Annotated in this window: 17 protein-coding genes; 10 read left to right on the top strand and 7 right to left on the bottom strand. The window is 71.7% G+C overall.

What is annotated here, in order from left to right:
- The first annotated feature begins 167 nt into the window (after nucleotides 1-167).
- A complete protein-coding gene (locus GA0115233_RS20925) occupies nucleotides 168-854 on the top strand; it encodes a GntR family transcriptional regulator (RefSeq protein ID WP_093721791.1) in 687 nt (228 codons plus the stop codon).
- Between the two features lie 159 nt (nucleotides 855-1,013).
- On the opposite strand, the gene GA0115233_RS20920 is transcribed toward GA0115233_RS20925, so the two are convergent.
- Nucleotides 1,014-1,295, bottom strand: coding sequence for an HPr family phosphocarrier protein (locus GA0115233_RS20920; RefSeq protein WP_030021209.1), 282 nt, complete (start codon nucleotides 1,293-1,295; stop codon nucleotides 1,014-1,016).
- 181 nt (nucleotides 1,296-1,476) lie between these two features.
- Here GA0115233_RS20920 and GA0115233_RS20910 point away from each other — a divergent pair, with 181 nt between their 5' ends.
- The 4 genes from GA0115233_RS20910 to GA0115233_RS20895 are packed head-to-tail and all read left to right on the top strand — an operon-like array spanning nucleotide 1,477 to nucleotide 7,226.
- On the top strand, nucleotides 1,477-4,707 hold the full coding sequence (locus GA0115233_RS20910) for a bifunctional acetate--CoA ligase family protein/GNAT family N-acetyltransferase (RefSeq protein WP_093721790.1): 3,231 nt from the start codon (nucleotides 1,477-1,479) through the stop codon (nucleotides 4,705-4,707).
- A gap of 40 nt (nucleotides 4,708-4,747) precedes the next feature.
- The gene (locus GA0115233_RS20905; protein WP_093721789.1) at nucleotides 4,748-5,344 is read left to right on the top strand and encodes a DUF5998 family protein; all 597 of its coding nucleotides are present in this window, start codon (nucleotides 4,748-4,750) and stop codon (nucleotides 5,342-5,344) included.
- Nucleotides 5,344-6,534 carry an alkaline phosphatase family protein gene (locus GA0115233_RS20900; RefSeq protein WP_093721788.1) on the top strand — a complete coding sequence of 397 codons (1,191 nt, stop codon included), beginning with the start codon at nucleotides 5,344-5,346 and terminating at the stop codon, nucleotides 6,532-6,534. Before GA0115233_RS20905 ends, GA0115233_RS20900 begins: the two co-directional genes overlap by 1 nt.
- 44 nt (nucleotides 6,535-6,578) lie before the next feature.
- Nucleotides 6,579-7,226, top strand: a complete 648-nt coding sequence (locus GA0115233_RS20895; protein ID WP_093721787.1) for a thymidine kinase — start codon at nucleotides 6,579-6,581, stop codon at nucleotides 7,224-7,226.
- Here GA0115233_RS20895 and GA0115233_RS20890 read toward each other — a convergent pair whose 3' ends face one another.
- Nucleotides 7,227-8,282, bottom strand: coding sequence for a hypothetical protein (locus tag GA0115233_RS20890; RefSeq protein WP_093721786.1), 1,056 nt, complete (start codon nucleotides 8,280-8,282; stop codon nucleotides 7,227-7,229).
- 413 nt (nucleotides 8,283-8,695) lie between these two features.
- Nucleotides 8,696-9,499, bottom strand: a complete 804-nt coding sequence (locus GA0115233_RS20885) for a VOC family protein (protein ID WP_093721785.1) — start codon at nucleotides 9,497-9,499, stop codon at nucleotides 8,696-8,698.
- Between the two features lie 295 nt (nucleotides 9,500-9,794).
- Here GA0115233_RS20885 and GA0115233_RS20875 point away from each other — a divergent pair, with 295 nt between their 5' ends.
- Nucleotides 9,795-10,646, top strand: a complete 852-nt coding sequence (locus GA0115233_RS20875) for a sulfurtransferase (protein WP_093721783.1) — start codon at nucleotides 9,795-9,797, stop codon at nucleotides 10,644-10,646.
- A gap of 58 nt (nucleotides 10,647-10,704) precedes the next feature.
- Here the strand turns inward: GA0115233_RS20875 and sepH are convergent, their stop codons facing one another.
- The 3 genes from sepH to GA0115233_RS20860 all read right to left on the bottom strand — a co-directional run bounded on the left by sepH (nucleotide 10,705) and on the right by GA0115233_RS20860 (nucleotide 14,684).
- A complete protein-coding gene (sepH, locus tag GA0115233_RS20870; protein ID WP_093721782.1) occupies nucleotides 10,705-11,742 on the bottom strand; it encodes a septation protein SepH in 1,038 nt (345 codons plus the stop codon).
- Nucleotides 11,743-12,157: 415 nt separating this feature from the next.
- Nucleotides 12,158-13,480 (bottom strand): D-arabinono-1,4-lactone oxidase, encoded by a 1,323-nt coding sequence (locus tag GA0115233_RS20865; protein ID WP_093721781.1) that lies wholly within the window; start codon nucleotides 13,478-13,480, stop codon nucleotides 12,158-12,160.
- Entirely contained in the window at nucleotides 13,437-14,684 is a 1,248-nt protein-coding gene (locus GA0115233_RS20860; RefSeq protein ID WP_093721780.1) for an MFS transporter, read from the bottom strand. Before GA0115233_RS20860 ends, GA0115233_RS20865 begins: the two co-directional genes overlap by 44 nt.
- A 172-nt stretch (nucleotides 14,685-14,856) precedes the next feature.
- Between GA0115233_RS20860 and GA0115233_RS20855 the strand changes: the two genes are divergently transcribed.
- The gene (locus GA0115233_RS20855) at nucleotides 14,857-15,984 is read left to right on the top strand and encodes a ferrochelatase (protein ID WP_093721779.1); all 1,128 of its coding nucleotides are present in this window, start codon (nucleotides 14,857-14,859) and stop codon (nucleotides 15,982-15,984) included.
- Between the two features lie 8 nt (nucleotides 15,985-15,992).
- Nucleotides 15,993-16,808, top strand: a complete 816-nt coding sequence (locus GA0115233_RS20850) for an inositol monophosphatase family protein (protein ID WP_093721778.1) — start codon at nucleotides 15,993-15,995, stop codon at nucleotides 16,806-16,808.
- 266 nt (nucleotides 16,809-17,074) lie between these two features.
- Here GA0115233_RS20850 and GA0115233_RS41120 read toward each other — a convergent pair whose 3' ends face one another.
- A complete protein-coding gene (locus GA0115233_RS41120; protein ID WP_167551858.1) occupies nucleotides 17,075-17,248 on the bottom strand; it encodes a hypothetical protein in 174 nt (57 codons plus the stop codon).
- Between the two features lie 365 nt (nucleotides 17,249-17,613).
- Between GA0115233_RS41120 and GA0115233_RS20845 the strand changes: the two genes are divergently transcribed.
- Nucleotides 17,614-18,267 (top strand): response regulator transcription factor, encoded by a 654-nt coding sequence (locus GA0115233_RS20845; RefSeq protein WP_007385219.1) that lies wholly within the window; start codon nucleotides 17,614-17,616, stop codon nucleotides 18,265-18,267.
- 6 nt (nucleotides 18,268-18,273) lie between these two features.
- On the top strand, nucleotides 18,274-19,509 hold the full coding sequence (locus tag GA0115233_RS20840; RefSeq protein ID WP_093721777.1) for a sensor histidine kinase: 1,236 nt from the start codon (nucleotides 18,274-18,276) through the stop codon (nucleotides 19,507-19,509).
- Nucleotides 19,510-19,783: the final 274 nt, after the last annotated feature.

Raw genomic sequence — 19,783 nt, 5'->3', positions numbered from 1 at the left:
TGAACCCCGGCTGACGAAGCCGGGGTTTTCGGCTTTTTCCGGCCCCCGTTGTCCAAAAAATATGCATGGAATCCGGCCTGCCATCGGAAATTCCCGTCCATTGTCATAGAGTCACTGAACACACGTCAGTCGTCGACGTTTCACGGGGATTAAAGCGGAGGTCGGTCATGCGTGTTCCGGCGCACTCGGTATGCACGGCGATCCGGGACGATATCGTCGCCGGTGTCTACGAACGCGGCAGCCGGCTCACCGAGGAACTGCTCGCCCGCCGCTACGGCGTCAGCCGGGTCCCGGTCCGGGAGGCCCTGCGCACGCTGGAGGCCGAGGGCTTCGTGGTGACCCGGCGGCACGCGGGCGCGTGCGTCGCCGAACCCACCGAGCAGGAGGCGTCCGACCTGCTGGAGATGCGCGGCCTGCTGGAGCCGCTGGGCGCCGCGCGCGCCGCCCAGCGCCGCACCGAGGCGCATCTGAAGGTGCTGCGCGGCCTGGTGCGGCTCGGCCAGGAGCGGGCCAGGCGGGGCAACAGCGATGACCTGCGCTCCTTGGGCGGCTGGTTCCACGAGACGCTCGCCCAGGCGTCCGGCAGCCCCGCCCTGACCTCGATGCTGACCCAGCTACGGCACAAGATCGCCTGGATGTACGCGGTGGACGCGCCGACCAGCCCCGTGGACATGTGGGCGGAGCACGGCGCGATCGTCGACGCGGTGGCCCGTGGCGACAGCGAGCGGGCGCGGGCGATCACGGCCGCCCACACCGAGCGCGCGAGCCATACGCACCGGCTTCGCTTCACCGCCGGGCCGGAGCGTGTGAGGAATTCGCAACATCCCGTAAACATGTCGGGTCAGCGTCTTTAACATGCGCGCCGTATACAAAGAGGAAGTAATTCGCGGGGGATTATTTCTGCTGCCCGAAAACAGAAAATACACCGGACCGGACGGAAAAGGCGAGGGGCCCGCCCGGCAATTCGGACGAGCCCCTCGTCGGCAGCGGCGAGTGCCGCGACCCTCAATTTCTCAGACGGTCTCGGGGAGTTCCTCAAGACCCTCGGCGACCAGCTTCGCCAGCCGGTCCAGGGCGGCGTCCGCGCCCTCGGCGTCGGAGGCGAGCACGATCTCCTCGCCGCCCTGGGCGCCCAGGCCCAGGACAGCCAGCATGGAGGCCGCGTTGACGGGGTTGCCGTCAGCCTTGGCGATCGTCACCGGGACGCCTGCGGCCGTGGCGGCTCGGACGAAGATGGAGGCGGGGCGGGCATGGAGGCCCTCGGCCCAGCCGACGTTGACGCGGCGCTCAGCCATGTGATGCTGCCCTTCAGGTTCTCAGGGTTGTCTAGACCAGTGTTCCACAACGTGAAGCGTGTCCGGAACAGACCTTCGGTGGCCTGTTCCGGGTGGCGTTCGGACCGCGGCCTCGGCCCGACACCCGTCCTTCACAGACTGCCCCGCGCCGTTGTCGGACGCGAGCCGTACTCTGGGGCCCATGCAGAGCCAGTCGGACCGGCACGAGTACCCCGCCCACTGGGAAGCCGACGTGGTGCTGCGCGACGGCGGCACCGCGCGCATCCGCCCCATCACCGTTGATGACGCCGAGCGCCTGGTCAGCTTCTACGAGCAGGTCTCGGACGAGTCGAAGTACTACCGCTTCTTCGCGCCCTACCCGCGCCTGTCCGCCAAGGACGTCCACCGCTTCACGCACCACGACTTTGTGGACAGGGTGGGACTCGCGGCCACCGTGGGCGGCGAGTTCATCGCCACCGTACGCTATGACCGCATTGGTGCCGATGGAATGCCCGCCTCCGCGCCCGCGGACGAGGCCGAGGTCGCCTTCCTCGTCCAGGACGCGCACCAGGGCCGCGGTGTCGCCTCCGCGCTGCTCGAACACATCGCCGCCGTCGCCCGGGAGCGGGGCATCCGCCGTTTCGCCGCCGAGGTGCTGCCCGCCAACACCAAGATGATCAAGGTGTTCACGGACGCCGGGTACACCCAGAAGCGCAGCTTCGAGGACGGCGTGGTCCGCCTGGAGTTCGACCTGGAGCCCACCGACCGCTCGCTCGCCGTGCAGTACGCGCGCGAACAGCGCGCCGAGGGGCGGTCCGTGCAACGGCTGCTGGTACCGGGCTCGGTGGCCGTCATCGGCGCCGGACGGACCCCGGGCGGGGTCGGCCGCGGCGTCCTGGACAACATCCGCGGGGGCGGCTACCGGGGGCCGCTGTACGCCGTGAACCGCGCCTTCCCCGAGGACTTCAAGGAACTCGCGGGTGTCCCCGCCTTCCGCTCGGTCCGCGACATCGACGGCCATGTCGACCTCGCCGTGGTCGCCGTACCGGCCGAGGAGGTGCCCGAGGTCGTCACCGAGTGCGGCGAGCACGGAGTCCAGGGGCTGGTCGTCGTCTCCGCCGGGTACGCCGAGAGCGGCCCCGAGGGGCTGGAGCGCCAGCGCGAACTCGTCCGGCACGCGCGTGCGTACGGCATGCGGATCATCGGCCCCAACGCCTTCGGTGTCATCAACACCTCCGACCGGGTGCGCCTGAACGCCTCCCTCGCGCCCGAGATGCCGAGGCCCGGCCGCATAGGGCTGTTCGCGCAGTCCGGCGCCATCGGGATCGCGCTGCTGTCCCGGCTGCACCGGCGCGGCGGCGGGGTCACCGGGGTGACCGGCGTGTCCACCTTCGTCTCCAGCGGCAACCGGGCCGACGTGTCCGGCAACGATGTCCTGCAGTACTGGTACGACGATCCCGACACCGATGTCGCCCTCATGTACCTGGAGTCCATCGGCAACCCGCGGAAGTTCACCCGGCTCGCCCGGCGGACGGCCGCGGTGAAACCGCTGGTCGTGGTGCAGGGCGCGCGGCACGGCGGGGCCGCCCCGCAGGGGCACGCGGTGCGGGCGACGCGGCTGCCGCACGAGACCGTGTCGGCGCTGCTGCGGCAGGCCGGGGTGATCCGGGTCGACACCATCACCGAGCTCGTCGACGCGGGGCTGCTCCTCGCGCGCCAGCCGCTGCCGAAGGGGCCGCGCGTGGCGATCCTCGGCAACTCCGAGTCGCTGGGGCTGCTGACGTACGACGCGTGCCTGGCGGAGGGGCTGCGTCCACTGGCGCCGCTGGACCTGACGACGGAGGCGTCGCCGGAGGACTTCCGCAAGGCGCTGTCGCGGGCGCTGGCCGACGACACGTGCGATGCCGTGGTGGTGACCGCGATCCCGGCGCTCGGGGTGCCGTCCGCGGCGGGGGACGCAGTGCTGGCGGAGGCGTTGCGGTCGGCGGCGGAGGAGGCGCCGGGGAAGCCGGTGCTGGTGGTGCACGTGGAGCTGGGCGGGCTGGCGGAGGCGCTGTCGGCGGCGGCCAGTACGGGGCCGGGAGCGGGGGTCGTCGGTACGGGTGCCGCTGAGGCGGGTGCCGGTGCTGCTGCCGACGCGGGTACCGGCGTCGGCGCTGAGGCCGGGGAGGTCGCGCGGCCCGGCGCTGACGGGGTGCCGCCCGCGCCCACCCGTGCCGCCCTTGGCGGCACGAATGCCCGCGGCTTGGGTGACTCGGCGGGGTCGGGAGTTCGCGGCCTGAGTGGCTCGGCGGGGTCGGGAGCCTGCGGCTTGGGTGACTCGGCGGGCCGCGGCTTGAGCGGCTTGGGGGAGTCGGCGGGGTCGGCAGGCGGCGGCTTGAGTGGCTCAGCGGGGTCGGGAGCCCGCGGCTCGGGGGAGTCGGCGGGGTCGGGAGGCGGCGGACTGAGCGGCTCGGCGGGGTCGGTAGGCCGCGGCTTGAGTGGCTCGGCCGAGTCGGTGGCTCGCGGCGTGAGTGGCTCGGCGGAGGCGGGGCCTGGTGACGCCGTGCGGTCGGAGGTTGCGTCCGTGCCTCGGCTTATCCCTGCCTACCCCGCCGCCGAGCGGGCCGTGCGGGCGTTGGCTGAGGCTGTGAAGTATGCGCAGTGGCGGCGGGAGGCGGCTGAGCCGGGGCGGGTGCCGGAGTACGACGACATCGATGAGCGCGGGGCCGCCGCGCTCATCGACGGGCTGCTGACGCGCGGGCAGGGCCTCACCCTCGGTTCCGAGGAGACCTGCGAGCTGCTCGGGAAGTACGGCATTCATGTGCGCCGGGCCCTCGCCGCCCCCACCCCGGACGACGCCGTCGAGGCCGCCCGCGCGGTGGGGTACCCCGTCGCCCTCAAGGCCACCGCCCCGCACCTGCGCCACCGCGCCGACCTGGGCGGCGTACGGCTCGACCTCGCCGACGAGGAACAACTGCGGCGGGCCTACGCCGAGTTGACCGAGCTGTTCGGCACGCCCGAGGAGCTGCGGCCGGTCGTGCAGGCGATGGCCCCGCGCGGGGTCGACACGGTCGTACGGGCGGTGATCGACCCGGCGGCCGGTGCCGTACTGTCGTTCGGGCTCGCCGGGGCCGCCTCGCAGCTGCTCGGGGACATGGCCCACCGCCTGATCCCGGTCACCGACCGCGAGGCCGGCACTCTGGTCCGGTCGATCCGGACCGCGCCGCTGCTGTTCGGCTGGCGGGGTTCCACGCCCGCCGACACCCCCGCCCTGGAGGAGCTGCTGCTGCGGGTGTCCCGACTGGTCCACGATCACCCCGAGGTCGTCGCGGTGACCCTGGAACCGGTGGTCGTCGCCCCGCGCGGACTGACCGTGCTCGGCGCCACCGTACGGCTGGCGCCGCCGCCCGCCCGCGACGACCTGGGCCCGCGTACGCTCCCCGCGTACTGACCGCACGAGCGGTCCCTCGCAGTCAGTGGGCCCCCGTAGGATGGGGGCCATGGCCAAGACCAGTACGACGACCCAGGGGCTGCGAGCGGCGATCGAGCGCAGCGGCTACTACCCGGCCCTCGTGGCCGAGGCGGTGGAGGCCGCCGTGGGCGGCGAGCCCATCCGGTCGTACCTGGTCCACCAGGAGACCACCTTCGACCAGAACGAGGTGCGCCGGCACGTCACCGTGCTGGTGCTCACCGACAACCGGTTCATCGTCAGCCACACCGACGAGCAGGCCGCGGACAACACCTCGCCCACCCCGTACGCCACGACGTCCACCGAGTCGGTCAGGATCGACCGGATCTCCTCCGTCGTGCTCAGCAGGGTGGTCGCCAACCCGGAGGCGTACAAGCCGGGCACCCTGCCCCGCGAGGTCGTGCTGACCATCGGCTGGGGAGCGGTCTCCCGGATCGACCTGGAGCCCGCCGCCTGCGGTGACCCGAACTGCGAGGCGGACCACGGCTACACGGGCAACTCCACGGCCGACGACCTCAGCCTGCGGGTCAGCGAGGCCGGGGACGGCCCGGAGACCGTGCGCCAGGCGCTCGCCTTCGCGCAGGCGCTCTCCGAGGCGACCGCGGACGTCACCCGCTGATGGCCCAGCCCGCCTGGGAGCACGAACCGCACCCTCTTCCCCTCGACTCCGCCCCGCTGCCCGAGTACGGCTCCGGCTCGCTCGCCGACCTGCTGCCGACGCTGGCCGCCGGTATGGGCGTGCCCGGCACGGCCGCCGCGATCGAGGAGCTGACCCCGGCCGACCGGAACTGCGTGTTCCTGATCGACGGGCTCGGCTGGGAGCAGCTGAAGGCGCACCCCGAGGAAGCGCCCTTCATGACCTCCCTGCTGGCCAGCTCCCGCGGCGGCACCGGACGGCCGCTGACCACCGCCTACCCGGCGACCACCGCGACCTCCCTCGCCTCCGTCGGCACCGGGCTGCCGCCCGGCGCGCACGGGCTGCCCGGCTACACCGTGCGCAACCCCGACACCGACGAGCTGATGAACCAGTTGCGCTGGCAGCCGTGGACAGCGCCGGGCGCCTGGCAGCCGTACCCCACGGTCTTCCAGCTCGCCCACGACGCCGGTGTGCACGCCGCGCAGGTGTCCTCGCCGGCCTTCCAGAACACCCCGCTGACCAAGGTGGCGCTCAGCGGTGGCACCTTCCACGGGCGGCTCGGCGGCGAGGAGCGGATGGACCTGGCGGCCGCGCAACTGGCCGCCGGTGACCGGTCCTTGGTCTACACGTACTACGCCGAGGTGGACGGCGCGGGCCACCGCTTCGGCGTCGACTCGGACAACTGGCGCGGCCAGCTCATGTACGTCGACCGGCTGGTCCAGCGTCTGGCCGAGCAGCTTCCGCCGCGCAGCGCGCTGTACGTCACCGCCGACCACGGCATGGTCGACGTGCCCTTCGACGAGCAGCACCGCATCGACTTCGACGAGGACTGGGAGCTGCGCGCCGGGGTCGCCCTGCTGGGCGGCGAGGGCCGCGCCCGCCATGTCTACGCCGTCCCGGGCGCCGGGAACGACGTCCTGACCTGCTGGCGCGAGGTGCTCGGCGAGCAGTTCTGGGTGGCCTCGCGGGACGAGGCGATCGCGGCGGGCTGGTTCGGCCCGCACATCGACGAACGGGTGTACGGCCGGATCGGCGATGTGGTCGCGGCGGCCCGTGACGACGTGCTGATCATCGCCTCCGAACGGGAGCCCAAGGAGTCGGTGATGGTCGGCAACCACGGTTCGATGACCCCGGCGGAACAACTGGTACCCCTGCTGGAAGTACGCTCCTGACGCCCGCCCCGCCCTTCCCACCACCGAAAGGTGACCGACCTGCCATGCCCGAGCTGGTGTTCTTCTCCGGAACGATGGACTGCGGGAAGTCGACGCTGGCTCTCCAGATCGAGCACAACCGCTCGGCACGCGGCCTGGCCGGCATGATCTTCACCCGTGACGACCGGGCGGGCGAGGGCAAGCTGTCCTCCCGCCTCGGCCTCGTCACGGACGCGGTCGAGGTCGAGGACGGCCAGGACCTCTACGGGTACCTCGTCGACCACCTGTCCCAGGGCGGCCGCGCGGACTACGTGATCGCCGACGAGGCCCAGTTTCTCGCCCCCGAACAGATCGACCAACTCGCCCGCGTGGTCGACGACCTGGGCCTGGACGTCTACGCCTTCGGCATCACCACGGACTTCCGCACCAAGCTCTTCCCCGGTTCCCAGCGCCTGGTCGAACTCGCCGACCGCGTCGAGGTCCTCCAGGTGGAGGCCCTGTGCTGGTGCGGAGCCCGGGCCACGCACAACGCCCGCACGATAGGCGGCGAAATGGTCGTCGAGGGCGCCCAGGTCGTCGTCGGCGACGTCAACCAGCCCGAGGACATCGGCTACGAGGTCCTGTGCCGCCGCCACCACCGCCGCCGCATGACCGCGGCCACGGCGAGGGCGGCGGCTCTGTCACCGGATGTACTGCCGGTGACTTCGGGCTGATCACCCCGCCACGGCGGACTCGGTCCCGGCCGGCAACTCGGCCAGTTCCGCCAGATCCCGGCCGGCTGTGTCCACCCAGTACCGGGTGCCGTAGACGGTGTTGGGCCTGCTGCCGGTCAGCTGCTCCACCATCGTCTTGACCAGCGATGTCGGGGCGTAGTCCGCGTCGTCGTACTCCCACCGCAGGGGCCGCAGACGGTGGCCGGTCCAGGTCGCACGTCCTCGTGCGGGGTCCTCGGCCACCCACTGATCCATGTCGTCGTTGTTCCACGCCAGCGATTCCGGGAAGGAACGGAACCGAAGCGTCTGGCCGGGCTTCACAGCGCCGTTGTCGAGGATGCGCAGCACCGCCTTGCGGTTGCGGACGCTGTTCGCCGCCCGCTGGGTGGTCTCGGCTTTCTCGGTGCGTGCCGGGACCACGGTGAACTCTTCCATGCCCGGCACGGGATAGAGCACCGACGTGGTCATCACATGGCCCGCCCCCGTGTCCCAGAGCCGGAACTGGACCAGCTTGATGTCCAGACCCATCTCGCTGAGCCAAACGGTCGTCGAGGTCACCTGTCGCGGGAACGAACGGGCGACCAGCACCAGCCGCGGCTGTTTGAGCAGGGCGACGTCCAGATCGTCGCCGCAGTGCTCACGGAGGGCGCGCAACGCCTCCTGCGCGTCGCACTCCCGGCCCGAACGCCTCAGGAACTCGCAGTGGATGCGGGCCAGGTCGTCCTCGGTGAACCGGGAGACCATGGCCGCGTAGGTGATCGCTTGCAGGTGTGCGTCGTCAGGCGCCCCGTCACGCTTGAGTTCGATCACCACGAGATGGCCCTCGGTGTCCAGGGCCAGCAGGTCCAGTCGGTCACGGAGCCGATCCCCGGCCGATGTGGCCCACTTGTCGTACTCCTCGGTCAGGATGAGGAGTCCGGGCTCGACGAGAGACGGGTCGTTGATGATCCACTTCTGTAGATCCGCCCGCTCACGCAGCCCCAGATCGGGCAGACCGACTTCCTTCGCCTCCACAGGCTGCGTCCCGCCGATGACCGATACGCGCTCGATCGTCATGCCCGTGTTGCCCCTTGCTCGCCGATTGTTCTGTGCCCGGCGACGTTATCGCGGTGACGGAGGCGGGTGCTTCCCGGTGGGCGCTGCGACGTACCTTCGTCGCGTGACGACGCAGGATCGGCGGGGGAACACGTAGTGGTCGAACGGCACTTGCCGAACAGACTGATGAGAGCCGTGGCGGAGGAGCACGGGGAGTTCGTCGTGCGGCCCTATGGCGGGTGGGCTGAAGAGGCATGCCGAATTCGCTTGCGTGGCACGGAAGTTCGGGTACAAGTACGTCGGGCATGCGCCGGGGAGCGCCGCTCTGAACGATCCCTGCTTCCTGTTCCGGCGCTTGCCCGATGCGCGGGAGCGGGCGGCCGGCGTCGGCGGGTCGTGTATCTCGCGCGGCTCGCCGACGCCGGTGTACGGCGTTAGGGCCTGCTCTGCAGCAGGGAGAATCGAGCACCCTCCGGGTCGGCCACCGTCGACATGCGGCCCAGGGCGCTGTCGTGCGGGGGCTTGAGGACGTGGCCGCCCAGGGACACCGCCTTGGCGGTGGCGGCGTCCGTGTCGGCGACCTCGAAGAACGTCATCCAGTGCGGGCCCCGGTCGCGGGGGAGGGACTGGCCCAGGCCCAGGACCGCGGCGATCGTGCGGCCGCCGAGGTGGAGGGTGACGTAGTCGAAGTCCGCCGAGGCGACGGCCTGCTGCTCGTGGCCGAAAACCGTCTCGTAGAACTTGACCACGGCCGAGGTCTCGAAGGTGAGCAGTTCGTTCCAGACCGGTGTGCCGGGGACGCCGGTCAGGGCGATGCCGAGGTGGTCCGGGGCCTGCCAGATACCGAAGACCGCGCCCGAGGGGTCGGAACAGATGGCGATGCGGCCGGCCTCGCCCGCGTCCAGCGGACCCACGCCGACCGTGCCGCCGCACAGCCGTACCGTGTCGGCGGTCCGGTCCACGTCCGTCGAGGCGAAGTAGGGCGTCCAGGCGATGGGCAGATGCCGGTCCGGCGGCAACTGGCCGATCCCGGCCACCTCCTTGCCGTCCAGCAACGCCCGTACATACGGCCCGAGCTGCTGCGGACCCGGCTGGAACTCCCAGCCGAACAGCTCGCCGTAGAACTCCTGGGTCGCGGCCGGCCCGTGCACCATCAGGCTCACCCAGCAGGGCGAGCCGGGCTCGTGCCGGGCGCGCGCTTCGCCGTTCGGGCCGGCCGACCCCCGTGCCTCGGTCATCGTCACTCTCTCCTCGGCCCCTCGCGGCGCCGCGTCGATTCCGCTCTCCGGACCCCGGTGCCGATGCTCGCACCACCCGTGCCGTCATGCGTCCCGGGCGCGCCGCCGTACCGCGCGCTCCGTCCGGAGGATGCCCTCGGTGCCGTGTCCCATCCGTCCCCGTTGACGGCCCACGCATGGTGATCGGCTGTACAGCATGTGCCCGATCCCGTACGCCTCGTGATCGGAGCTGTCCGGCCGAGCAGAGTAGCCGGACATGGACGAAGCGGCCACCCCGTACGAAAGGATGGGGGCCATGAACGCCATCATCTCCGCAACCGAACTGGCCGACGACCTGGCAGGACGGCGTCCGCCGACGCTGCTGGACGTCCGCTGGCAGTTGAGCGTGGCTCAAGCGGCGGGCGAGCCGCCGTTCGACGGACGGGCCGCATTCGAGGAAGGCCACATCCCCGGCGCGGTCTTCGTCGACCTGGACGAAGAGCTCGCCGCGCCGCCGGGGACGGGCGGCCGTCATCCCCTCCCGGACATCGCCGAGTTCGGCGCCGCGATGCGCCGCGCGGGTGTCTCGGCGGACCGGCCGGTGGTCGTGTACGACGGCGGGCAGGGCTGGGCGGCCGCCCGCGCGTGGTGGATGCTGCGCTGGACGGGTCACCCGGACGTGCGGGTCCTCGACGGCGGGTTGCCGACCTGGGAGGGACCCCTGGAGACCGGGCTGACGACCCCGGCCGCAGGCGATTTCCGGCCGAACCCGGCCGCGGAGGGGCTGCTCGACGCGGACGGCGCCGCCGCGCTGGCCCGCTCCGGGCTGCTGCTGGACGCCCGCGCGGGGGAGCGGTACCGCGGTGAGGTGGAGCCCATCGACCGCGTCGGCGGGCACATTCCGGGCGCCGTCTCCGCGCCGACCAACGAGAACGTCGCCCCCGACGGCCGGTTCCGGCCCGCCGAGGAGCTGCACGCCCGCTTCAAGAGCCTCGGCGCAACCGACGGCACCGAGATCGGCGTGTACTGCGGTTCGGGCGTCTCCGGGGCACACGAGGTGCTGGCGCTCGCCGTGGCCGGCATCCCGGCCGCGCTGTATGTCGGTTCCTGGTCGGAGTGGTCCTCCGACCCGTCCCGGCCGGTCGCCGTGGGGCCTGACCCGCAGTAGGCACAAACACGGGGCCCGCGCTCAACAGCGCGGGCCCCGGAGGCACTTCGGCCGCCTGTTACTCCTGCTTCTTGCGGCGCGTGCCGAAGACGATCTCGTCCCAGCTCGGGACCGCGGCACGGCGTCCGGGACGGACGCCGTCGGCCTCGGCCTGACGGTCGGTGGAGCCGATGAGCCGGTCGCGGTGGCTGCCCACCGAGCGGGGCATCAGGACGTCCGCGTAGGCGGAACCGGCGGACGCCGCGGGGGCGGGCGGTTCCTCCGCCGCGGGTTCGGTGGCGGGCGGCTCCTCGGCGGCCGGGGCGTCGGAGGGGCGCTCCGGTACGACGAGGTCGCCGCGGAAGCTCGGGACGGCCTCCAACAGGCTGGTCAGGGAGTCCCGTTCGCTCGCGGTCTCCTCCGGCTCGGACGCCGCCGCGGGCAGGCTCGGCCGCTCCCGGTCGTGGCCGCGGTCCAGCGGACGGTCGCGCGGCAGCCGGGCGATACGCGGCACGAACGGAAAGCTGGGCTCGGGCGCGGCCAGGTCGTCGGACTCGCCGATCAGCGAGCGGGCCTCCTCGTCGACGGCCTGGACGAGCCGCCGGGGCGGGTCGTACGTCCAGCTCGCCGAGTGCGGCTCACCCGCGACCCGGTAGACCAGCAGCACCTCCCAGGTGCCGTCGTCACGGCGCCAGGAGTCCCACTGCACGGAGTCCTTCTCGGCGCCGCGCAGCAGCAGCCGCTCCTGGACGGCCTCGCCCAGCTGGGGGCCGGCGTTCTCACCGGGTCTGCGGACCGGGGTCTTGCGGGCCCGCTCGGCCATGAAGGCGCGCTCGGCCAGGACGGGGCCCTCGAAGCGGCGGACGCGGTCGACGGGAATGCCCGCCATCTGGGCGACTTCCTCGGCCGTGGCACCCGCGCGTATACGCGCCTGGATGTCGCGGGGGCGGAGATGGCTCTCCACCTCGATCTCGATCTGGCCGAGGCGGGGACGGTCGCCGCGTACGGCGGCGCGCAGACGCTCGTCAATCGGAAGCGTGTACTCCGTGCTGTCCGCAGCCTTCAGCACCAGCCGTGTGCCGTCATTGGAGACGGCCACGACACGCAGTTCGGGCATGGGGACCTCCCGGGTGGTGCCTGCCGACGTCACGTGCGTCGCTGCTTCCGCTAGTCGAGTGTGGCCTGCCCGGGTGCAGCCTGCCACAACCTTGCCGAGTTGCCCGGCGTGTCGGGCGCGGGCCCTGGATCGCCGTTATGGCACGGTTACCTATTCGCAACGCTAAGTGACCAACTCCGTCACCCTGTGCAACTAGCCCCCTCCCGGCGGTCCTTGAAGGTCGCGGACGCCCAGGCGGGAGACCGGACCCAGGGCTCGCAACAGTACTCCATTCGGGCCACGTGCGTGGATTGGCACGCCGCCCAACTTGGCGCAAGAGGCGGGACTTGGCCTTGTCCGGCAAGGGAAGTGGGGATCTTGAAAGTGGCGTACTTCACCTAAACCTCCCATTGGGAGCGAAGAGGCGCGCAGCCGTTCACGCCCCCAGAACCCTCCTCAAGTAGTCGTTCTGGAACAGCCGATCGGGGTCCAGCCGGTCACGCAGCGCGGTGAACTCGCCGAAGCGCGGGTAGACCTCGGCGAAGTACTCGGCGTCCCGCGTGTGCACCTTGCCCCAGTGCGGCCGGCCCTCGTGCGCGGTGAAAATGCGCTCCGCGGCCGTGAAGTACCGCATGTACGGCGTCCCCTTGGCCATGTGGACGGCGATGTACGCGCTGTCCCGGCCCGAGGCGGTGGACAGGGTGATGTCGTCCGCGGGAGCGGTGCGCACCTCCACCGGGAAGCTGACCTTCAGGTCGGAGCGGTCCACCATGGTCTTCAGTTCGCGCAGCGTCTCGACGACCGCCCCGCGCGGGACGGCGTACTCCATCTCCACGAAGCGCACCCGGCGCGGCGAGGTGAAGACCTTGTAGGGGATGTCCGTGTAAGTGCGCGCGGACAGGGCCTTGCTGGAGATCTGGGCGATGGCCGGGATGGTGGCGGGGGCCGCGCGGCCGACCCACTGGGCGACCTGGAAGACGCCGTTGGAGAGGAACTCGTCCTCGAACAGGGCCTTGACCTGGCCCACCGGGCGCTGCGGGCCCGCGCTGCGGTTGTTCCGCTTGGTGTTGGTGCTGCCGGTGTGCGGGAACCAGTAGAACTCGAAGTGCTCGTTCTCGGCCCACAGTTCGTCGAAGTCGCGCAGCACCTTCTCGAAGGGCATCGGCTCCTCGCGCGCGGTGAGCAGGAAGATCGGCTCCACGGCGAAGGTGATCGCGGTGACGATGCCGAGGGCGCCGAGCCCGATCCGGGCCGCCGCGAAGACGTCCGGGTTCTCCTTCTCGGAGCAGTGGAGCACCGAGCCGTCGGCGGTGACCAGTTCGAGTCCGGTGATCTGGGCGGCGATCGAGCCGGACTCGCGGCCCGTGCCGTGGGTGCCGGTGCTGGTCGCGCCGGAGACCGTCTGCTCCATGATGTCGCCCATGTTGGTCAGCGACAGACCCTCGCGGGCCAGAGCCATGTTGAGTCTCTTGAGCGGGGTGCCCGCCTCGACCGTGACGGTCATGCTGTCCCGGTCGATCCTGCGTATACCCGTCAGCAGTTGAGGCCGGATCAGCACACCGTCGGTGGCGGCGATCGACGTGAAGGAGTGCCCGGTGCCGACGGCCTTCACCTTCAGCCCGTCCTCGGCGGCCCGCCGCACGGCGTCCGCGAGCTCCTCCACCGAGGCGGGCTCGACCTCCCGCGCGGGGCGGGAGGCGACGTTCCCGCCCCAGTTACGCCACGTGCCGTTCCTCGTCCCGCTCGCTGTGCTGCTCAACGGTGCCTCCCCGACCCGGCGCCGGCCTGCTCAGCCGGCGGTACCCGAGGAAACCGACCGCGACCGCGACGGCTCCGGAGACGGCCGGAACCCCGTACCCGGCTCGCGCCCCGGCCGCGTCGATCACCCAGCCGGCCACGGAGGAGCCGAGCGCGACCCCGACCGCGAGCCCGGTGCTCACCCAGGTCATGCCCTCGGTCAGGTGCGCGCGTGGTACGTGCTGCTCGATGAGGGACATCGTCGTGATCATCGTCGGAGCGATGCACAGCCCCGCAAGGAACAGCGCCACGGCCAGAAACGGCAAGTTTCCGACCAGTAGGAGGGGGATCATACTCACGGCCATCGCGCATACGCCCAGCAGCCAGCGAGGTTCAGGGGCACCCTTGGGACGCAGCAGCCCGAACACGGCGCCCGCGAGGCAGGAACCGGCCGCGTAGACGGCGAGGACCACACTCGCCGCGCTCTTGTGGCCCTCCTCCTCGGCGAAGGCCACGGTGACCACGTCGACGGCCCCGAAGATCGCGCCGGTGGCCACGAAGGTGGCCACCAGGACCTGCAGACCGGCCGAGCGCAGGGCGCTGTTGCCGCGCCGCCCGTGCTGCTCGCGCGGGTGCGGTGCGGGCTCGGTGGCGCGCTGCGCGGTCAGCCAGAAGACACCCGCCGCCAGGAAGCCCGCCGCCAGCAGCGGACCGGCCTCGGGGAACCACGCGGTGGACAGCCCGATGGAGATGATCGGCCCGAAGATGAAGCACACCTCGTCCACCACGGACTCGAAGGAGTACGCGGTGTGCAGTTGCGGTGTGCCCCGGTACAGGGCCGCCCACCGGGCCCGGATCATCGCGCCGACGCTCGGTACGCAGCCGATGCCCGCGCTGAACACGAACAGCGTCCAGTCCGGCCAGCCGTAGTGCGCGGCGAGCAGCAGCCCGGCCGCCGCCGCGAGCGAGACGAGCGTCGCCGGGCGCAGTACGCGCCGCTGGCCGTACTGGTCCACGAGGCGCGACACCTGCGGTCCGGCCAGGGCCGCGGCGAGCGCGATGGTGGCCGACAGGGCGCCGGCCAGGCCGTAGCGGCCGGTCAGCTCGGAGATCATCGTGACCACGCCGATGCCCATCATCGACAGGGGCATCCGGCCGAGGAAACCCGCGGCGGAGAAACCCTTGGAGCCGGGAGCGGCGAACAAGGCGCGGTAGGGGCTGGGCACGGGCTCTCCGGTGGCGGGCAGGGCGGCGCGCGACAGCGCCGCGTAAGGCGTGTAGATGGTTGATACAGCTTACGAGTTAGGTGACCCTAACGCACTCCTTCGGACGGCGCGGAACCCAGGTCCACCCCCCGCCGTTGTCCGGGTGTCGGTGCCGGGTGGCAGGATCGGAGGCATGCCAGACGCGCTCGATCCCCGCCCCTACGACGCCCTGCTCCTGCTCTCCTTCGGCGGCCCCGAGGGCCCGGACGACGTGGTGCCGTTCCTGGAGAACGTGACCCGCGGCCGGGGCATCCCCAGGGAACGGCTCAAGGAAGTCGGACAGCACTACTTCCAGTTCGGCGGGGTCAGCCCCATCAACGCCCAGAACCGCACCCTGCTGGACGCCCTGCGCAAGGACTTCGCCGACCACGGCCTGGACCTGCCGGTCTACTGGGGCAACCGCAACTGGGCGCCGTACCTGACCGACACCCTGCGCGAGATCGTGCAGGACGGCCACCGCCGCGTCCTCGTCCTGGCCACCAGCGCCTACGCCTCGTACTCGGGCTGCCGCCAGTACCGCGAGAACCTCGCCGACTCACTCGCCACCCTGAAGGACGAGGGGCTGGAGCTGCCGAGGATCGACAAGCTGCGGCACTACTTCAACCACCCGGGCTTCGTGGAGCCCATGACCGACGGCGTGCTGCGCTCCCTGGCCGACCTCCCCGAGGAGGTCCGCGACCGCGCCCACATCGCCTTCACGACCCACTCCATCCCCGACTCCGCCGCCGACACCTCCGGGCCGGCCGAGGGGCACGGCGACGGCGGGGCGTACGTCAGGCAGCACCTGGACGTGGCCAGGCTGATCGCCGACGCGGTCCGCGAGCGCACCGGCGTCGACCACCCCTGGCAGCTCGTCTACCAGTCCCGCTCCGGCGCCCCGCACATCCCGTGGCTGGAGCCCGACATCTGCGACCACTTGGAGGAGCGGCACGCCGCGGGCGTCCCGGCCGTCGTGATGGCCCCCATCGGCTTCGTCTCGGACCACATGGAGGTCCTGTACGACCTCGACACCGAGGCCACCGCGAAGGCCGGGGAACTGGGCCTGCCGGTGCGCCGCTCGGCCACCGTCGGCGCCGACCCGCGCTTCGCCGCGGCCGTGCGCGAGCTGGTCCTGGAGCGCGCCGCCGTCGAGAGCGGCCGGGACGTCACCCCGTGCGTTCTCGGCACGCTCGGCCCGAGCCACCACCTCTGCCCGGTCGGCTGCTGCCCGGCCCGCGCCCCCCGGCCCGCCGCCGCGGGCGCCGACAGCCCCTACGCCTGAGGAGCCCCGTGACCGACCCCCTGTACGCGGAGCTGCTCCGGATCGCCCAGGAGGCCGCGCGCCGCGCGGGCGACCTGCTGCGGGACGGCCGCCCGGCCGACCTCGCGGTGGCGAAGACCAAGTCGAGCCCGATCGACGTGGTCACCGAGATGGACATCGCCGCCGAGAAGCTGATCACCGACCTGATCTCCGGCCACCGCCCCGACGACGGCTTCCTCGGCGAGGAGGGCGCCTCCACCGAGGGCACCAGCGGGGTCCGCTGGGTGATCGACCCCCTCGACGGCACCGTCAACTACCTCTACGGGCTGCCGACCTGGGCCGTCTCCATCGCCGCCGAGCAGGCCGGTGAGACCGTGGTGGGGGTCGTCGCGGCACCCATGCGCGGGGAGATGTACCACGCCGTGCGCGGCGGCGGAGCCCGGGCCACCGGGGCCTGGGACGGCGAGCGCGAGCTGGCCTGCCGCCCGGCGCCGCCGCTGGAGCAGGCGCTGGTCTCGACCGGCTTCAACTACGTGACCGACGTCAAGCGGCACCAGGCCGAGGTCGCCCACCGGCTGATCCCGCTGCTGCGCGACATCCGCCGCTCCGGCTCGGCCGCGGTCGACCTGTGCGACGTGGCCGCCGGACGCCTGGACGGCTACTACGAGCGCGGGCTGCACCCCTGGGACCTCGCGGCGGGCGACCTGATCGCCCGGGAAGCGGGCGCCATGACCGGTGGACGCCCCGGAGAGCGCCCCAACCACGCCCTGACGGTCGCCGCCACCCCGGGCGTCTTCGAGCCCCTCCAGCAGCTCCTGGAGGACTTCGGCGCCTGGCACGACTGACCTGCCGCTGTCGTAGCGGTTCCGCGGGCGCCGCGACCGGGCCGGCCCGGAGGTACGTCGTGGCCCCGCCGCCGAGGCGACCACCTGGGCGGCGGACCCGGAAACGGGCGGGTCGGCGGCCTCGCGGTCGAGGTGGTCCCGACCGATCGGCAGTGCCGGCGTGGAGAGCGGCGCGCGGGCCGGTGGGCCGCCCGGCCCCCGGACAGCACAAGAGCGGGCCCCCGGCGCTGGATTCGCCGGGGGCCCGCTCTGCGTGTGCGTGCCGGTCAGACGCGGTAGGCGCCGACCTCCACACCGTGCTCCGCGGCGAGGCGGCGCAGGTCGTCGAGCTCGCCCTGCTCCACCTCGACGAGGAAGTCGTCGCCCTCGTCGCGGGCTCGCGTCAGGTCGGACTCGGTCGCCCTTATGCGCTGGAGAAGCCCTGCGGTGAATGCGTCCATGCTGTGCCCCCTCGTCCTGGGTCGTGGGTCGGTGGCACGGGGGTGTGCCGTTCGGAAGGGGCGATCACGTGGGCCGCTCTGCGGAAAGCGGATTGCCTTGTACCGCATGGTGGTGCGGCACAAGCGGAGCGTGATCGCGGGGTGTAAAGCCGTCCTCCCCCCGCTCTGTTTCACGGAAACCTCAACCCACCGAGAAAATCTGGCATTCCCGGGCCGCACACCCGGCATTCATGCGGTCACTCCCTGGTCTTACTGCCGACTTATGGCCGAAAAGGGCAGGATGGAGGCCAAGACACCCCAGCAGACCCCTGCCCGCGTGGCCCCGAGCGGCGCTACGCGGGTGGACTTCAGGAAGGAAGAACGACGTGCGCGTACTCGTCGTCGAGGACGAGCAACTGCTCGCCGATGCGGTGGCCACCGGACTGCGCCGGGAGGCCATGGCCGTCGACGTCGTGTACGACGGCGCGGCGGCCCTGGAGCGCATCGGCGTCAACGACTACGACGTGGTCGTCCTCGACCGCGACCTCCCGCTCGTGCACGGCGACGACGTGTGCCGCAAGATCGTCGAGCTGGGCATGCCCACGCGCGTGCTGATGCTCACCGCCTCCGGCGACGTCAGCGACCGCGTCGAGGGCCTGGAGATCGGCGCCGACGACTATCTCCCCAAGCCCTTCGCCTTCAGCGAGCTGACGGCACGCGTGCGTGCCCTCGGCCGTCGTACCAGCGTCCCGCTGCCGCCCGTCCTGGAGCGGGCCGGGATCAAGCTCGACCCCAACCGCCGCGAGGTCTTCCGTGACGGCAAGGAGGTCCAGCTCGCGCCCAAGGAGTTCGCCGTCCTGGAAGTGCTGATGCGCTCCGAGGGCGCCGTCGTCTCCGCGGAGCAGCTGCTGGAGAAGGCGTGGGACGAGAACACCGACCCGTTCACCAACGTCGTCCGGGTCACCGTCATGACGCTGCGCCGCAAGCTGGGCGAGCCGCCCGTCATCGTCACCGTCCCCGGCTCCGGCTACCGGATCTGAGTTCCCATGGCAACGTCCCCCGCACCGCCCCAGGCACCGCCCAAGCCGACCTGGGACCCCAGAAGGCCGGTACAGCCCTTCCCGTGGCTGCGCCCGACCATCCGGATACGCCTCACCCTGCTCTACGGCGGCATGTTCCTGATCGCCGGCATCCTGCTGCTGTCGATCATCTACCTGGTCGCCGCGAGCGCGCTCCGCGTCGGCAGCGACCTGCCGTTCCGTGTCGTGACGGGCTCCGTCTCCAGTGACATGTGCGATCTGACGGCCACCCGCCTGCCCGCGGACGAGCTGAACCAGATGCTCAACGAGTGCGTGAACGAGCAGCGCGAGCACGCCCTCGACGCCCTGCTCAGCCGGTCCCTGCTGGCCCTGCTCGGCCTCGCGGTGATCGCCTTCGCCTTCGGCTACGCGATGGCCGGACGCGTCCTGTCGCCGCTCGGCCGGATCACCCGCACCGCCCGCGCGGTGGCCGGCTCCGACCTCTCCCGCCGGATCGAGCTGGACGGCCCGGACGACGAGCTGAAGGAGCTCGCCGACACCTTCGACGACATGCTGGAGCGCCTCCAGCGCGCCTTCACCGCCCAGCAGCGCTTCGTCGGCAACGCCTCCCACGAGCTGCGCACCCCGCTCGCGATCAACCGCACCCTGCTGGAAGTGCACCTGTCCGATCCGAACGCCCCGGTGGAGCTCCAGCAGCTCGGCAAGACCCTGCTGGCCACCAACGAGCGCAGTGAGCAGCTCGTGGAGGGACTGCTGCTGCTGGCCCGCAGCGACAACCAGATCGTCGAGCGCAAGCCCGTCGACCTCGCCGAGGTGGCCGAGCAGGCCGTCGACCAGGTGCACGCCGAGGCCGAGGCCAAGGGCGTGGAGATCCGCGGCAAGCGCGACCAGGTGGTGGTCCAGGGCAACGGCGTGCTGCTGGAGCGGATCGCCCTGAACCTGGTCCAGAACGCCGTGCGGTACAACATCCCCGAGGGCGGCTGGGTCGAGGTGAACACCGAGAGCCAGCACGGCCAGGCGATGCTCACCGTGTCCAACACCGGGCCCGTGGTCCCGGCGTACGAGATCGACAACCTCTTCGAGCCCTTCCGGCGGCTGCGCACCGAGCGCACCGGCAGCGACAAGGGCGTCGGGCTCGGTCTGTCGATCGCGCGGTCGGTGGCGCGGGCGCACGGCGGGCACATCACGGCGCAGCCGCGCGAGGGGGGCGGGCTGGTGATGAGAGTGGCCCTGCCACTGTGAGACCGTGTTCCGACACCCGGGCTTGTTCGCTTTGAGCGGAATTTTCAGGGCGGCAAGTGGCCTTTGCTGTGTGTGATCGATCACAAGGACGAATTTCCGGCCATCTACGCTGCGTGATCATGTGACCTGTCGGAAAGCCGGGAAAATCCGGGTTTTCGGGGGTCCGCATCACGGGAAGTACACGGTGAGACGCCTTTGAAGTGCGGCGTTGGGACCGTGTACGGTCCCGTTCGCCATCCAAGCCGATCACTCTTGAGGGGTCCGGTTGGGTGTC

It is taken from the genome of Streptomyces sp. DI166, from assembly GCF_900091315.1.
Lineage (GTDB): Bacteria > Actinomycetota > Actinomycetes > Streptomycetales > Streptomycetaceae > Streptomyces > Streptomyces fuscus.
This window is presented reverse-complemented; position numbering and strand designations above follow the sequence as displayed.